This window comes from Paenibacillus sp. FSL A5-0031 (assembly GCF_001956295.1).
Classification (GTDB): Bacteria; Bacillota; Bacilli; order Paenibacillales; family Paenibacillaceae; genus Pristimantibacillus.
Genome location: NZ_MRTD01000005.1, coordinates 238,098 through 254,760 on the forward strand (window position 1 = coordinate 238,098; position 16,663 = coordinate 254,760).

General features: G+C 42.4%; 14 protein-coding genes. 10 read left to right on the forward strand and 4 right to left on the reverse strand.

Annotated features, from left to right (window positions below):
* Positions 1-30 precede the first annotated feature (30 nt).
* Positions 31-393 carry a HesB/IscA family protein gene (locus BK120_RS11425; protein WP_305953881.1) on the reverse strand — a complete coding sequence of 121 codons (363 nt, stop codon included), beginning with the start codon at positions 391-393 and terminating at the stop codon, positions 31-33.
* A gap of 235 nt (positions 394-628) precedes the next feature.
* Between BK120_RS11425 and BK120_RS11430 the strand changes: the two genes are divergently transcribed.
* A complete protein-coding gene (locus BK120_RS11430) occupies positions 629-1,282 on the forward strand; it encodes a helix-turn-helix transcriptional regulator (RefSeq protein ID WP_144376732.1) in 654 nt (217 codons plus the stop codon).
* Positions 1,283-1,321: 39 nt separating this feature from the next.
* On the opposite strand, the gene BK120_RS11435 is transcribed toward BK120_RS11430, so the two are convergent.
* The gene (locus BK120_RS11435; RefSeq protein WP_076267619.1) at positions 1,322-2,320 is read right to left on the reverse strand and encodes an NAD(P)/FAD-dependent oxidoreductase; all 999 of its coding nucleotides are present in this window, start codon (positions 2,318-2,320) and stop codon (positions 1,322-1,324) included.
* A gap of 204 nt (positions 2,321-2,524) precedes the next feature.
* On the opposite strand from BK120_RS11435, the gene BK120_RS11440 reads away from it, so the two are divergent.
* From BK120_RS11440 to BK120_RS11485, 9 genes are all read left to right on the forward strand, one after another.
* The gene (locus BK120_RS11440) at positions 2,525-3,064 is read left to right on the forward strand and encodes an NADPH-dependent FMN reductase (RefSeq protein ID WP_076267620.1); all 540 of its coding nucleotides are present in this window, start codon (positions 2,525-2,527) and stop codon (positions 3,062-3,064) included.
* 169 nt (positions 3,065-3,233) lie between these two features.
* Positions 3,234-3,518: a hypothetical protein gene (locus BK120_RS11445; protein ID WP_076267621.1), complete on the forward strand. Its 285-nt coding sequence runs from the start codon at positions 3,234-3,236 to the stop codon at positions 3,516-3,518.
* 363 nt (positions 3,519-3,881) lie between these two features.
* On the forward strand, positions 3,882-5,057 hold the full coding sequence (locus BK120_RS34885; protein WP_076267622.1) for a family 16 glycosylhydrolase: 1,176 nt from the start codon (positions 3,882-3,884) through the stop codon (positions 5,055-5,057).
* 57 nt (positions 5,058-5,114) lie between these two features.
* Positions 5,115-6,332, forward strand: coding sequence for a beta-glucanase (bglS, locus tag BK120_RS35240; protein WP_179089780.1), 1,218 nt, complete (start codon positions 5,115-5,117; stop codon positions 6,330-6,332).
* Between the two features lie 82 nt (positions 6,333-6,414).
* Positions 6,415-7,746: an ABC transporter substrate-binding protein gene (locus BK120_RS11465; RefSeq protein WP_179089781.1), complete on the forward strand. Its 1,332-nt coding sequence runs from the start codon at positions 6,415-6,417 to the stop codon at positions 7,744-7,746.
* 42 nt (positions 7,747-7,788) lie between these two features.
* A complete protein-coding gene (locus tag BK120_RS11470) occupies positions 7,789-8,682 on the forward strand; it encodes a carbohydrate ABC transporter permease (protein ID WP_076267623.1) in 894 nt (297 codons plus the stop codon).
* Between the two features lie 13 nt (positions 8,683-8,695).
* Positions 8,696-9,541, forward strand: coding sequence for a carbohydrate ABC transporter permease (locus BK120_RS11475; protein ID WP_076267624.1), 846 nt, complete (start codon positions 8,696-8,698; stop codon positions 9,539-9,541).
* A gap of 250 nt (positions 9,542-9,791) precedes the next feature.
* Positions 9,792-10,826 carry an ABC transporter substrate-binding protein gene (locus tag BK120_RS11480; RefSeq protein ID WP_076267625.1) on the forward strand — a complete coding sequence of 345 codons (1,035 nt, stop codon included), beginning with the start codon at positions 9,792-9,794 and terminating at the stop codon, positions 10,824-10,826.
* A 124-nt stretch (positions 10,827-10,950) separates the two neighbouring features.
* Positions 10,951-12,564 (forward strand): AraC family transcriptional regulator, encoded by a 1,614-nt coding sequence (locus BK120_RS11485; protein ID WP_256710857.1) that lies wholly within the window; start codon positions 10,951-10,953, stop codon positions 12,562-12,564.
* A gap of 129 nt (positions 12,565-12,693) precedes the next feature.
* Here BK120_RS11485 and BK120_RS11490 read toward each other — a convergent pair whose 3' ends face one another.
* Together BK120_RS11490 and BK120_RS11495 are read right to left on the reverse strand one after the other, a co-directional pair.
* Positions 12,694-13,137: an anti-sigma factor gene (locus tag BK120_RS11490; protein WP_076267626.1), complete on the reverse strand. Its 444-nt coding sequence runs from the start codon at positions 13,135-13,137 to the stop codon at positions 12,694-12,696.
* Positions 13,138-13,317: 180 nt separating this feature from the next.
* The gene (locus BK120_RS11495; protein ID WP_076267757.1) at positions 13,318-16,467 is read right to left on the reverse strand and encodes a hybrid sensor histidine kinase/response regulator; all 3,150 of its coding nucleotides are present in this window, start codon (positions 16,465-16,467) and stop codon (positions 13,318-13,320) included.
* Between the last annotated feature and the right edge of the window lie 196 nt (positions 16,468-16,663).

Sequence of the window (16,663 nt, forward strand, 5' to 3'; positions counted from 1 at the left end):
AAATACCTCGTTCCGAATGGGAGGAGAGGGTTATTCATCGCATTTTTCGCGTTTGCCTTTGAAGGTCGCCGTACGAAAGCTAGCTCCGCAGCCGCAGGTTGCTTTGGCATTGGGATTATCAATTGTGAAGCCGCCAGTCATGCCTTGCTCCACATAATCAATTTTTAACCCCGCCAAATAAGGCTCGCTCTGAGTGTTCCACACCACGTTGATATGATCCGTTTGCAAAGAATGGTCATCATTTGTAATGGTATCATCCAATTTGATGTTATAGGATAATCCGCTGCAGCCGCCATCTTCAACGCCTACTCGCAAAAACGTACGATCGTTTCCTGAATCGATGACCATCTGATTAATAATGGACTCTGCTTTTTCGCTTATTTCTATCATCATGTATGCACCTCGCTTAGAATTGGAAAAAAGGATGGAGTTGAATTATTAAATTTATTATATATAATAGTATATAAAAGATCAAATCTAATTTTGATGATCCATTCCGATAAATGAAGATGAACGCAAGGATGAATTATTGCAGAGTGGAGACATTGATTTTAGAAAATGTTATTATTGCAGTATTCATTTCAGACATGAAATATTTCATATGACAATTATCGGAAGGTGATTAGAAATGACCAACATAGATCAAGGACAGCTTTCTACAAGAGAATATATTCTTCAGCTGCTGAAGACGAAGGGTAATTTAAGTACAAAGGATCTTACGGAAGAGCTGGGAATTACGGTAATGGCCGTTAGACGTCATATTCAATCGCTGGAGAGAGATAACCTTATCTCATCAAAGACCATAAGACAAGCGATGGGCAGACCAACAGCGGTTTATTGTTTAACGGAGCATGCAGACGGATTTTTCCCGCGCAAATATCATACATTAACGCTTGAATTATTGGATGAGCTTACCGATCAGCTTGGCTCGTCGGCGGTAGATTCGTTATTTGAAGGCCGCAAAAACAAAATGACTAAAAAATACGAATCAAGCATGCAAAGCAAAGAGCTTGAGGATAGAGTGAAGGCACTCGCAGAAATTCAGAACGAGAATGGATATATGGTGGAATGGGAAAAGATCAACAACGAACAATTTATTTTGAAAGAAAATAATTGCCCAATTGAGCAAGTAGCGACCAAATATCAACATGCCTGCCAATGTGAATTGAAGCTGTTTGAAACGATGCTGGGCGATGTAGAGGTTTCGAGATCCGAGTGTCTTGCCAAAGGTGGACAAAGATGTACCTATTCCATAAAAAAGAGACAAAAACAAGAACAGTGAGATAGCATTTATATCTCACTGTTCTTGTTTTTTCTGTGGTTAAAGCTTCAGATTGCTGCTGTGGCCGGGCGAGAGTTTAGCGGTAGGGTCCAAATAAACCTTAGCGTTATTAATGGCAGTAGGAGCTTCTCCGAAACCAACGGCAATAAGCTTTATTTTACCAGGATAGCTTGTAATGTCTCCAGCTGCAAAGATCCCTTTAATATTCGTTTCCATTCGGGTATCAACGACGATAGAGCCGTTCTCCACTTCTAATCCCCATTCCAAAATGGGACCAAGCGAGGAAACAAAACCAAAATTAACGATGAGCGCGTCGCATGCGAGTTCGCGTGTTTCTCCTGTTTTGCCAAACGTAATCGTTATTTTCTCGATCTGTTCATCCCCATGCAGCTCCGTAATCTCCGCTGGTGTAATGACATTCACTTTCGATTTTAGAAGATTTTCGACGCTGTGCTCGTGAGCGCGGAACTTGTCCCGCCTATGAATGAGCGTAACCTCTTCAGCAATCGGTTCAAGCATAAGTGCCCAGTCGACTGCGGAATCGCCGCCTCCGTTAATGATCACCCTTTTGCCGCTATACTGATTCAAGTCACTTATAAAATACTGCAAGTTTGTGTTTTCGAAAGGTTTGGCTTCTGGAAGCTCTAATCGACGCGGCTCAAATGCGCCTATGCCGCCGGTAATAATGACGGATTTACTATAGTGTGTTCCTTTATCGGTGATAATTTCAAAATGATGCTCGTCCTTCTTAATCACCAACTGAACCTTCTCTTCCAGGCAAACCTGCACAGGGAAATGATTCATTTGTTCTTGTAAATTATGAATAAGCTGCTGGGCTGTCACCTTAGGGAATCCAGCAACATCATATATATATTTCTCAGGGTATAGAGCGGCCAACTGCCCGCCAAGCTGAGGCATACTGTCCAGAATTTTCACGCTTGCATGCCGCATCCCAGCATAAAACGCAGCGAACATCCCTGTTGGACCGCCGCCAATAATCGTTATATCTGTAAATAGATCTGGTTGTTCATTGCTCACGAAAGGTTCTCTCCCTTTTTATTTATATATAGTATATTAAAATATATAATAAATGTATCTTATCTGTTAGATCATGTCAACGCTGTGGATATGGTCATTGACAAAGAACAAATGACCTCAATATAATATACATTATAGTTTAAAAAGTGTCTAATCAGAAATGGAATAAAAAACATTATAAATTTTGCGGGAGCGTGAAAAAGGATGAAATTGTTGGGCATTTCAGGTACTATTTTGGGATCAAAAACAGCTGCGGCTGTAGATGCGAGCTTAGACGTTGTCAGGAATAAATATCCGGATATTGAAGTCGATTTTCTGGATATGCGGCATTACAAAAACGTACAATTTTGCGACGGAAGCAACATATCCGATTACAATGAAGATACACAAAAGGTAATTGAGAAGATAACAGCTGCTGATTTCTATATTATCGGCACACCGATTTTTCAATCGTCGATTACCGGCGTATTAAAAAATCTATTTGATCTCGTTCCCGTTCCCAAAATATCGAACAAAGTAATGGGCTTTATCGCTACTGGAGGAACCAGTCATCATTACCTCGTAGTTGAAAATCAGCTGAAGCCGATAGCTGGTTATTTTAGAGCTTATGTAGCACCGGGACATGTTTATATTCATGATGAACACTTTAATGAGCAGCAGCAAATTGCAAATGAGGACATCATTGCGCGTATCGAGAAATTAGCCGATGAAGTAGTATTTATGCAGACTAGGCTAAAAGGTTAAGCAAAGTACAGCTCGTTGTTATAAAAGTATAAATTACAAATGATCTATGCATTGATCTTTGGATAAACTTCCGATATATGGTAACATGGAAAGGAGAGCTGATTCTGATCTTTGCTTGATTGGAGCGGTTCTCTTTTTTTTTTCATAACAGATCGGGAGGTTATCAGGTGTGAAAAAAATATGTTTAATTGCGGGATCAACATTCCTTCTATCTGGAACTCTACTATTTGGTATTGTCTTTCTTGCCATTGCTAATTTTGCTGGAAAAATGACGGGATGGAGTGATCCGCCCGGTAAATTCGCAATAGCTATGGATGAGACGATGATGACAGCGCCTCATGTTATCAGCATTTTGTTCATGATTATCGGAATAATATTTTATGCTGTTGCTATTTATATGGAACTACCTGTTAAGAAGGCTGAGGATAGCAGCAATGAAATAAGTGTGCAGTGAATGCTTTTGTTTTCTTAGTAAAAGTCTATATGAATATTAAACCGTCGAGCTCAGCGCTCGAACGGTTTTTTTTATGCCTAAAAACTACGCTTCATCTGGCCGTATGCCAAATAACAGTTGGATAGTGCCATTTTATAATCGTTAAAGAGGAGAAAAGCATATTTTTTATTTGTAAAATTTAACCGTAAAGAACTTATTATTGCAAAATGCTAACTGTGGGAATGACGCGTTTGTAAAGAATGTTTTTCATCTACTTAACGAAGTAAAACTAAGCTTTTACGTTGGGAGGTGGGGCCTCAGGTAACGGCAATTAGGATGGGTTAAAAATGGAGAAAAGCACAATTTATTATGGGAGGCTCATTTGTGAAACAAAATCTCAAATCCACGCTGCTAACATTCATAATCGCTGTTATGCTCTGCGCAATGCCGGTTGCTGCTATGGCAGAGGAAGCTGAAGCACCAGAAGCTTTAGGTAAAACATTTATAGATTTGCTGGACCAGAAGGATTCGGATCGCTGGTATGCTTCTAACGGATGGTCCAATGGCGGAACCTTTCTGAGCGGCTGGAGAGATGATCATGTCATCTTTGAAGACGGGAAATTGAAATTGTTGATAGACGACAAGCCGTGTGCACAGGATAAAGCGCAATGCTCCGATAAACCGTATGCTTCAGGGGAATATTCTACAACGCAGCGTTACGGATACGGTAAGTTTGAGGTTCGAATGAAAGCGGTTAAAGGCGATGGAGTCGTAACCGGTTTTTTCACCTATGGCGCTGATTCAGACGGTAAGGCTGACGAGATCGATATTGAGATTTTAGGCAAAAACACGACGCAGTTCGAAACGAATTATTTTACAAAAGGTGTTGGCATGCATTCGACGATCATTCCTCTAGGGTTTGATGCAGCGGATGATTTCCATGATTACGCCTTTGAATGGGCGCCGGATTCAATCAAGTGGTATGTAGACGGCAAGCTCGTTCATACGGAAACCGGCTCGCGAGGAGAGCTCCCTTCAGCACCTGGCTATATAATTGCGAACATGTGGCCGGCTACCAAAACCAATGGTTGGGCGAACGAGTATGTGTATCCAGGTAAAACCCAGATCGCTGAGGTGGATCGAATCGCTTATACACTGTCAAAGCAGCAGCCTGAAACTAATGTAGATCCTTCAACACCTGTAAAACAAGGGAGATCTGTAGATTTGCTAGTTGAAGATGCACGAGAACTAAAAGTATTCAAAATCGGACAAACAGAAATGGCACCGCTTCGTTTTGTTATGGAAAGCTTACATGCAACGGTGAAATGGAATGCAGCTAAACAAGAAATCATCGTCAATGACAAATTGTCCAAATCCGAAATGATCTTTAAGGTGAATTCGAACGTTGCTTTTATTAATGGGTTAAAAACGATGATGAAAAATCCAGTCATCCTGAATAATGGCCATGCTTACGTACCGCTGCTTGTTTTAACGGATGGGATTGGTGCTGACGTTATTCGGAAGGATGGAAAAGTAAGCATTAGCAGAGGAAACGAGTAAATTGAAAGCCTGTTTACCACTTTTTTTCGCAATACCAATCTGAGAAAGAGGTGTGTAATGATGAACATGGCAAGCAATAGCAAAAAAAGAATGATGGTATGGCTCTTATCCTGTATGCTGCTTCTCTCATTAATGATGCCGACTGTTACTTCTGCTGCTGATGTTGCGTTTGATGAACCGTTGAATGGGATTAACAATAATTTGTTCTATACGTCGGATGGCTGGGGCAATGGAGTGGACTTTGGCGTTGGCTGGCGGGCAGTAAACCAAGAGTTTAGTAATGGAATTATGGCGCTTCGTTTGGACAATACGGGTTGCCCTACCAATTGCGCAGGCAAAAATTATGCTTCCGGCGAATATGCAACGAATGTGAAGTATGGATACGGTCGTGTTGAAGCGCGCATTAAAGCGGCTAAGGGTACAGGGCTAGTGACAGCACTCTTTACCTATTCGGGTCAAGCGACAAACACGTCAAACGATGAAATTGATATTGAAATATTAGGCAAGGATACGACCAAGCTGGAAGCGAACTACTTCACAAACGGTGTAGGCCAGCATAGCACGATTATCGATCTTGGATTCGATTCTTCCTTGGCCTTCCATAATTATGCCTTCGAATGGTCTCCTACGTATATTAAGTGGTACGTTGATGGTAATTTGGTGCATACGGAGAACGGCTCGCGAGGCGCGCTTCCTACAAGTCCAGGTCATATTATGGCCAATTTATGGTCAGGTGCAGGACCTGCTGAAGTCTGGACTGGACCGTTTGTCTATCCAGGCACGCCAATTCGGGCGTATTACGATTGGATTAAATTTACGCCAGCAAGCGAGCTTCCTCCGGGAGAGGCTGAAGGAACGGGACTTACTGCCAATTACTTCAACAACATGGATTTCACCTCGTTAAAAGCGACTAGAACCGATGCAACTGTGAACTTCGATTGGGGTTTAGGGGCTCCTATGACTAGTATGGATGCAGATACCTTCTCCGTAAGATGGACGGGCAAAGTGAAGCCTCAATATACAGGAACCTATACTTTTTATACGAGTAGCGATGATGGGGTTCGACTATGGGTGAACAATCAGCTCATCATTAATAAGTGGGTGGATCAAGCAACGACCGAATGGTCTGGAACGATTCAATTAACAGCGGGGCAGAAGTATGATATTAAGCTTGAATATTACGACAATACGGAAGACGCCATCGCTAAGTTGTCTTGGTCGAGTCCGCTTCAAGCGAAACAAATCATCCCGCAAAATAGATTGTATTTGAATTAATGGCAGTATGATCCTCCGTGACGAAATCTGTTGCGGAGGATCTATTTTCAAAAGGGAGTAATGACAAAAGGAGAGATTTATTATGAACATGAAAAGGCCGGTATTTGTAACACTGCTCATCATGATATTATTGATCGTTGCTGCTTGCGGTTCAAATAATGGGAGTGCTGAGGCGGAAAAGCCAGCAGCTTCTGACACGCCATCCGCTGTGGCTAATGGACTTAAGGGAGAGTTTGAAATCCAATATTTTGTCGGGGGTTATGGGGATGCTTGGTGGATTGATGTTATTGATCAATTCCAGAAGCTAAATCCTGATCTGAAAATCAAGCAATCGGCTGGCCCAAAAATTAACGATCAAATGAAACCGAGATGGATTCAAGGCAATCCCCCAGATCTTATTTACATAGATGGAGCTGGATCAAATCCGAGGCAGATGGTAGAAGACGACCAGCTTCTGGATCTATCGGATTGGATTCATGAAGTGAGCAACGTAGACGGAGAGAAAATTACTGATGTTATGATTGCAAGTCCTGAGCAATACGGCGGCAAAACCTACAATATTCCGCTTGTATTCGGCTCATATGGCACATTCTACGATGAAGCGTTGTTTGAGAAAAATGGATGGGCTGTTCCGACGGACTTTGATCGTTTCATGGAGGTAAGCGAGAAAATAAAAGCTGCTGGTATTAGTCCCTATATTCATACAGGCGTATATCCGGATTACATTCTTGGCGGCTTCGTATATCCAGCGATTATATCGGCGAACGGTGATAATGGGCAAATTCTGAAAGACATGGGTGACATGAAAGAAGGCATTTTCAAAAGCGAGCCAGTTCTTAAAGCGCTTCGTCAATTAAGCGAGATTTCCGCTAAAGGTCTAATTGATAAAGGTGCTCCTGCGCTTAACCATACAGATTCGCAGATGCAATTTCTACAGCACAAGGCTGCTATGATTCCGAATGGGCTATGGCTGGAAAGCGAAATGAAAAATGATGCGCCATCTGATTTTAAGTATGGGTTCGTTCCTTCAATAACCCAAGCAAAGGGCGGGAAATTCATAGCGTTGCCGTACACAAGTACGATGGCGATTGCCAAAAAAGCGAAAAATCCTGAAGCTGCCAAAGCGTTCATCGAATTTATTTTCACCAAAAAAGCGTCGTTGAACTGGGCGGAGAAAACCGGTGCTCTCATGAACGTGAAAGTAGATTTGGAATCTTCCAATGCTGGAGATACGGCCAAAAATGCTATGAAATATTACAATAGCGACAATACGATTGTCGCACCTGTAGTTGTGTTTAATGCTGATGTATTCAAGGTGATGAGTGATGCAACGATAGCTTTAACGATCAACAAAATCACACCGGAAGAGTGGACGGAGCGGGTTGAGGCAGCAGCAGCCAAGGCTAGAAAGTAAGCGATGAGCAATCTAGTTATTTCAGGTAAAGGATGAGCGTCAATGTCGCGTCAAGCACAAAGAAAGCTATTCATTATTACATTCCTTGTTCCAACGTTCCTCTTCTTCTGCCTTTTTGCACTCTTTCCCATTTCCAAAGGCATATACATCTCTTTGTTTGACTGGTCTGGCAGTTCTGAGCATATGACTTATATTGGTTTGGACAACTTTAAGGCTCTGATCCAGGATCCCATCGTATGGAGAGCGATTGGCAATGATTATTTTCTAGTCATTGGAAAAGTAATTGGAATCATTCTGTTAGCTACTTTCTTCGCTGTTGCAGTTACTAGACTCAGAGTACGAGGGCAGCAGTTTTTTAGATTAGTCTTTTTTCTTCCGAATTTGATCTCAATTGTGGTTATAGGTGTGTTATGGCGATTTGTTTATAATCCGAGCATCGGCTTTCTGAATTCGTTTCTTGGGATATTCACGAATGTCCATAACAATAGGCCTTGGCTAGGGGAAGAAGGAACGGCGTTATGGTCGATCTTATGGCCCTCGATTTGGGCTGGGGTAGGATTTTATTTTCTGCTGCTCGTTGCCAGTATTCTTAGCATACCTGCTTCTTTGTACGAGGCGGCTGAAATGGATGGAGCCTCGCCTAATCGACAGTTTTGGAGGATTACGCTTCCCTTGATCTGGGAGCAGGTTAAGGTCAGCATTCTTCATATTGTGATGACGACTTTAAACGGCTCCTTCGTAATGGTTTTATTGATGACGGAAGGGGGGCCAGATAATTCAACGCAAGTGCTTGGTTCCTATTTGTACCAAATGGGATTCCGTCAATTTCATATGGGTTACGCTGCAGCACTTGGTGTATTGATCTTGATCTTATCTCTAGCAACAACGCTAGTCTTACAGCGAGTGCTTCGACGCGATAGCATTGAATTTTCATAGAGGAGATGCATGTATGAGCTTCAGTCAGCCTTCACGAATATTTAGGACAGCAGCCATCCTCGTTCTTCTTCTGTGGACCTCGGCTGTGCTTTATCCGCTGCTTTGGACATTACTAAGTGCTTTAAAAAATAATCCGCAATTTTTAACGAACAAACCTTGGTCAATGCCTGAATTTCCGCTTTACTGGAGCAATTTTTCTTATGTGTGGAAAACCTATCATTTTGGCGACTATTTTTTGAATTCCGTATACATTACTTTAATGAGCTCATGCTTATCCATTTTGTTATCGGCTACAACTGCATATGTTATAGCACGTTTCAAGTTCAGCGGCAGCCAGTTGATGTATATGGTCTATTTGTCCTCAATGATGATCCCTCTTATTTTGGGGCTGGTACCGTTGTTCTTTCTACTAAACGATTTGTACTTAATAAATAAACTAAACGGATTAGTACTTGTATATACAGCGTGGTCATTGCCGTTTGGCGTTTTTGTTTTGGTCAGTTTTTTCAAATCGCTGCCGAAGGAATTGGAGGAAGCCTCCTATATTGATGGGGCGGGGTATTTTAGAACCTTTTTTCAAATTATGCTGCCAATGGCTCGTTCCGGTATGATTCCCATTTTGATTATGAACGCTTTGAACAATTGGAATGAGTACATCATGGGGACGATCTTCGTGAATGAGCCTTCCAAGTACACACTGCCTGTTGGAATTGCGATCATGCAGGGGGAGATGCAGTACAGAACCGAATGGGGGCCATTGTTCGCAGGACTGCTAATTTCAATGGTGCCTGTTGTACTCGTCTATGCTTTTTTTCAAAGATACATTGTAGCTGGTATAACTGCCGGTGCGGTAAAATAATGAATATTTGCGACAAACAATCGGCTTTGGGCGAAACATTTTGCCTAGAGGCGGTTGTTTTTTTATATAAAGATGACATGTTTTTTAGGATTGAATCGTGTTCGTTATCTCATGTTTGGATAAAAAATTCGCATAAGAATGGACATTGTATCCCAAAACCGTAATGATATAATTGCTCATGAACGAAATGAGAATGATAATCAATGAAAACATTTCGTTACGACAATACATATACAGGAGTGGGTAAAATATGTTTCGGCATACAGGATCACGCAGCATTATCGTAAGGGGTCTCATTTCTTTACTGATTGTTTTTATGGCACTCACAGGATGCAGTACAGCGCAAGAAGAGAAAAAAGAAGCAGCGAACAAAGGAAATGCTGTGAATACGCAAACAGACAAAGCCGCAGAGAATGGTAAAGAAGTGAAAACGAATGAGAACGAAACACACGTAGTGAAGGATTTTTTTGGCGAGGTTGAAATTCCGGTTAAACCGAAGCGAATAGCAGCTATCTATTTGGAGGATTATTTAGTCACTCTTGGTGTGGAGCCTGTTGTACAGTGGTACCATCCAATGTGGGGCAAACAGGAATATTTGAATTTAGACGTTCCTCCATTTGATATAACAGGAAGCATTGAAGCACTGCTAGATGCAGAACCGGATCTTATTATTACAGATGGTTTTGTAGATGAAGCTATCTATGAAAAATACTCTAAGGTAGCACCAACCTTTCGGATGCCTGACGACATTTTGATGAGCAGTTCCTCCGATATTCTTCTTAAGATTGCTGATCTAATTGGTGAACAAGAGAAAGCCGAGAAGCTGGTGAAGGACTATGAGCAGAAAATCGCGGATACAAAAAGCAAGCTGAAAGCAGCGATTGGAGATGAATCAGTTGCTGTGTTGCGGCTTAATATCGGTGAGACTGACCTTAATCTTCTTGGAATTAAGAACAAATTTGTTGGTTCTATCCTTTACAAAGAATTAGGCTTAACTCCGCCAAAGATGGTTGCGGATATGGAAGCCTTTATAGAAACGATCTCCATGGAGAAGCTTCCTGATCTTAATGCAGACCATATCATTATTTTAACATCAAATGGATCTTGGTCATCGCCCGAGAATCAAGAATCCATTAAAAATCTATTCGATAGTCCAATTTGGCAAAGCGTTCCTGCTATAAAGAAAGGAAATGTTTATCAAGTGGATCGTACCTATTGGCAGACGGGCGCTTTCACGGCTAACCAACTTAAGATTAAAGATTTGGAAAAAGTTTTGCTGAAGTAACCTTCACGCTGCAAATACAATTTTATCGGAAGAGCATTTCAACGAACAGTTGAAGTGCTCTTCTTTATCGTTTATAGTAATTTTATTGATAATCATTCTCACGGAAAGGAGGGCTTATGAATCTATGCAAGAGATAAACGCCAATACGAATACATCTCCAAGCAAAATCTATCGCTTAATCGGAGTGAAATATAAGGAATCTGAACCTCATGAACAACAAAAAGCGAGAAAAAATGATTGCTATCGATTGTATGTCATTATGGACGGGAGAGGGCGCCTCGTTCTAGATGGATGCGGTTATCAGCTCGAGCGCGGCAAATGTTTTATTTCCGAGCCAGGGGCAACCATTACAAATGAAGTCGGCAGCAGCGGACTCATTCATTATGAACTGAGCTTTGAGATTGTTTACATTGGAATAGATGGTCGGGACGCTTCGAATAGCAAATGGAGTACTTCATTTCCATGTACAGGAGAAGTGGTGTGCCACCCATTTTCCCAGTGCTTGGAGTGGATTGAGAGGTTATATAGCTTTAGCTTATCAGACACTAGTGATGAGCTGGACGATTTGGATCAACAAATATGTTTTCAACAATTGCTCCGACATATTCTCAAGCACAATCTGACCGTTTCTCATGCCCAGAGCAGTCGGAAAGCGGTTGAAGCTACAATTGATCGGCTATACCATGACTATCGCAACGAATGGTCGGTGGGCCAGCTGGCGAATTTGACCGATGTTGGCCGTACACACTATTCGCGTTTGTTCAAAGAGATAACGGGTCAGGTGCCGCTGCAGTACTTATCCGGCATTCGAATGAATCAAGCGAAGCACCTGCTGCAAGCAACCGATGATCGTTTGTCCGATATTGCACAGAACGCCGGATTTGGCGATGAGTTTTATTTTAACCGCCGCTTCAAGAAGACGGTCGGCATATCGCCAGGGCAATACCGAAGACATTACCGAGAGGAGATTCGTGTATTCGCACCGTTTCTTGAAGATTTTCTGGTAACGCTTGGCGTTACGCCTATCCTGCAGTGCTCCATAACGAATTGGGGAAAACAGTCGTATTTGGGGCTTGAGCACATTCCCGCAATTGAGATTTCCGATAAATATGCTGCTCAGCTGCCGATAAAGCCGGACTTTATTTTGGTAGACAACGGATTTCCAGATAAATGGGACCATCATCTCTTGGAGCAACAGGCTCCGCTCTACAAAATGTCCAATGAGGGAGAAGATTGGCAGGAGACCTTGCGAATCATGGCAGATCTAATCGGTAGAGGAAAAAACGTAAAGGTCGTTGATATTATAGCGAAGTATGAACAAAAAGCAGAAGCTGCTCGGAAAAAGCTTCGCCCGATTCATCATCAAACCACCGTTTTTCTACGAATTCAAGCTAATGGAATATTGCTGTATGGCGGTCCGGATAAGGGATACACGGGGCCTATTCTCTATAGTGACCTGGGAATGACGCCTCATCCGCTTGTAAAGCAATTGACAAAGAGCACAAGGACAGCGGTGCTAACACCAGAATTGCTCGCGCAGGTCGATGCCGATAATGTGTTCGTCACTTTTGAGATTTCAGAACAAGAAAAGAGGAAGCTTTACGCGACGCCCCATTGGCAATCGCTTCCCGCAGTACGTCATAACCGTGTATTCGAGGTTGATTTTTTGAGCTGGATGAATTATGGCGTCCTCGCCCATAGCCTGAAAATCGATGATGTCCTGCGTGCGCTTGGCTAGATAAGGAAGAGCGTGAAGGAGGCTGAAACGATTATAAAAAGTACAAAAAAACGGTGTTTAAACAAAAAATAAGCCAGCTTAAGGACTTCGCATGAGTCCAATAAGCTGGCTTATTTTCAATTATTCGTCTTATAGACGAAGCTCGGCAGTCAAGACGGCAGTCCCTCGCGGCATTTTACCGAAAGCATCTGGTTCTTGGGTAATCGCGATTTGATCATAACCCTTCAAATTCTGGTCGAGTGTGAAATACAAGCCGCCTTTTCCATCGACTGGGTAGAAGGTTCCTGCGTTTACGACGTCCTGGCCTTTCTTCATCAGCCATACCTGAAATGCTTCGTTTTGCTTGATTTGCGGAAGCTTCTCGGCCTGCACGAGCAGATGTGTTCCTTTGCTGTCAATGACGATGGTAGCGAGGCCTTGGGCAATAATATTTTGCGCCGCCGAGCTTAAGCTGACAGCTTGATTTGTCTGCAAGCCCTGTGGAGGCTCATTCATCTGGGCGAGCGTGAGCTCATTACTGAGGTCAGATACCTGATCTCTTAATGTGAAAATATACACGCACAATAGAAGCACCGCTGCCGCAAGCCCAATATTTAACCAGATATTGTAGTTTCGACGCTTTGCGTACGGAGTTAATGAAATTTTGGATCACTATTATTTCGAATTATTTTCGAATAGCAAAAAGACGAACAAATGAGAAACCATTTGTCCGTCTTTTTTGTATCGATGGAAGTTATTTAGCAGCTGCTAAAATCAATCATTATCCATAGCCTGCTGATTGCGGTTGTTTGGAATGACAAACGACACGGTGGTTCCTTCCTTAGGCTTACTGATTATAGATAAGCCTTGACCATACATTTGAGTCAATCGTCGATTCGTATTAGCTATCCCTATTCCGCCTTTTCCTTTCATCGTTGGACTGAGCAGTTGAATGACCTGTTCTTCATTCATGCCAATGCCATTATCAATGACTTCAACTCGTATGAAGCTGTCCTGGCGATTGATTCGTATATGCAGCGTGCCGCCGTTGTTCTGACTAAGAAGCCCATGTTTGATCGCATTTTCAACCAGCGGCTGTATAGAAAGGGGCGGGATAAGCAAGCTGATGTTGGCATCCACTTCCCATACGACAGTCAACCTGTTCTCGAAACGTTCTTTCTCAATATACAAATAGGCTTCTACAAGCTCCAGCTCGTGAGAGAGCTCAACAAGCTCCCCTGTATTTAAGAAGTCAAAGCTAATCCGTAAAAAGGATACAAAAGAATCGCCCAGATTACGCATCTTGTCTGTATCAATATCGCTTAGCGCCATTAAGGAGTTAAGGGTATTGAACAGAAAATGCGGATGGATTTGTGCCTGAAGATAAGCGGCTTCTAAACGCAAACGTTCATTAATAGACTGCTTCAGCATAGTCAACGCCCTGATTCGGTATTTGAGTTCTAGAGCATCTACAGGCTTGGTAACATAATCATTTGCTCCAGACGAGAATCCGGTATAAATGTCAGCAGGCTGACTACGGGCAGTCAACAGCAAAACGGGGAGCTCCGATACAGAGTATTGCTCCCGTACCTTCTTCGTTAACTCGTAGCCGGACATCTGTGGCATCATAACATCGGCAACTAATAGATCCCACTGCCCACTGCCTAGCAACACTAACGCTTCACGTGCTGAATTGGCTGTTGTAATGTTATATGGCTCGGATGATAAAATGCCAACAAGCACATTCAGATTGACCGGGTCGTCATCCACTGCAAGAATATTCATTTTCCCATCATTCAGAAATGGCGTGTTAATTGAAGAGATTGCTATTTCGTCGATTGCGATGTCTGGAAAAATCAATCCACCATGGCTTTCTTCTGTTTCTTCCGTTGTCTGGTGTATAGGAAACAAGGGCTGTGCTGAAGGTAGGCTGAACATATTGGCAAGCGGTAATTGAAAGCTGAAAATAGAACCTTTGCCAAGCGCAGAGCGAACGCTTAGCACTCCGCCATGCAATTCGACCAACTGCTTGCAAATGCTTAAACCAAGCCCAATTCCTCTTCCATCAGTGATTCCATAAATCCCTTGTTCATAAGGAAGAAAGACGCGCGCCTGCGTTTCTTTATTCATGCCGACTCCCGTATCGGAGACATGAATGACAGCAATCCCATTCTGAATCTCCGCAGAAATCGTGATTGATCCTTCTTCCGTATATTTTAGAGCGTTGTGCAATAAGTTGTACAAAATTTGTACAAGCCTTTTCTCATCTGCCATGACCCAAGGCAGCGATTCAGCGATATTCACATGAAGTTGAATAGGTTTGCCTTCGATCATAAATTTCAGCATGCTAACGATGCCAGGCACGATGGATTGAATTTGTAAAGGCTCCTGCTGCAGCACGATTCGGTGTTCCTTCAGCCTTGCTACATCTAGAAGATCACCGAGCATATGCGACATACGGCTGCTTATTCTTATAAGCAGCTCCATATCATTAACGCTTTTTGTATTCATTTGCCCTTTCTCTTTCGTTACAACGGTTTGAGCAATGTTCATAATACCGTGCAGCGGCGTTCGCAGTTCATGTGAAGTATTGGCAAGAAATTGGTCTTTCAGCTTGTCAGCCTTTTTTAACTGTTCGTTCAGCACTTTGTTTTCCTTCGTGTTACGGAAAAATTGCTTTAACCAGTACGTAGAAAAACCAATGATAGCTGCTATGATATCTATTGGATAATAGACAACCGAAACCTGGCTATTTGAATTGATTAAGCTCCAAAGGAAGCTGGACATAACGCCTGCCGCGGATAACAACAGGAAGACAACGTCGTTGTTGTCTGTTTGCTTCCTTAAGACCATCGTTCCTGTTGTATAAACAAACCAGGCAAAGGGCAATAGATAAAAAAATGAAAATATTTTTAATGCTACCGATCCATTTACAAGCTGTGCGCTTGCTACAATTAGAAACAAGGAATAAACAATGAGCGCTGCTGTAAATATTCGCAGCCATCGGTTCTTCGGAGGAGCCGAAGACAATCTTCTAAATAGTAGAAAAATAAAAAAGGAATGCCAAAGCAGAGAGAGCAGCCTGAGCTTCAGCGCCCATGTATAGTTAATTGGCAGCCATAGCAAGAGCAGGTTATCATGGCCGATGACGATCGTAATTCCGGTAGCGAGCGTTAACAAACCAACGATAAGCAAACTCTTTTCTTGAGGATTGAATAAGAAAAGGGTCGTAGCATACAAGCCGTGAAGCAGCAAAACGATAAATGTGACGAGCTGAAAGCCGATAGAGTACCATCGAACATAATCAATCGCTGCTTGTGAACCAAATTGAATGGAGTGTAAAATTCCCCCGTTGTAAGCATCGTCATAGTTAGCAACACGAATGAGCAGTTCAAGTTCTGTGGTGCCTTTTACAGAATAAGAAGCGGTGTAAGAGAATTTCTTGGGCTTGTACTCTTCAGCGTTGTCGGCTGGTTTTCCGAAGTCGTTCTCAACAAGCCCATTTAATTCTACGCCTGATGAGGCTTGTATTTTTTGCAGCCAAAATGCGACAGGCTGCTCAAGCGGATCGATTAGAATTCGCAATCGGTACGTTCCGTACCCGATAGAGGTGTCAGCCTTTTTGGTCAGTACGCTGCCCCAGTCACCCGGAACCTGAATATAGCGGAACTGATTTTGCAACGGCTGAACATCCTGTTGATGGATTAATTTTGCAGGGTAAAACTCCCATTGGCCATCCAAGGGAATGGTAGCTGAGTTGTTTATGTCCCATCCGCGAATGTCGAGTACGCCATTCACAGCACGAGGGTGCTCAGCAGTAGAAAATAGTTCAGACCATGCCCACCGCAGGGCAAGAAGAGCGCTAAGAAACAATAGAATAATAGCTACATATTTGAAGGTGGTTTTATTTTTCATTTGCATCATCATACATTGACATTCGACATAATACGCGTTTATCCTTTAACATTTATTGGTGATTGTTATGATTGAAGCGAGTAATGTATACGATTGGCAGCTTGGAAAAATATCAATAAAAACAGCTGCAAAGTGCTTCTAGTTATGTTCATCGAGCTAATTAGTAGAATAAGTTCTCATAGGTAGTTAGTTTTGATATACTGTA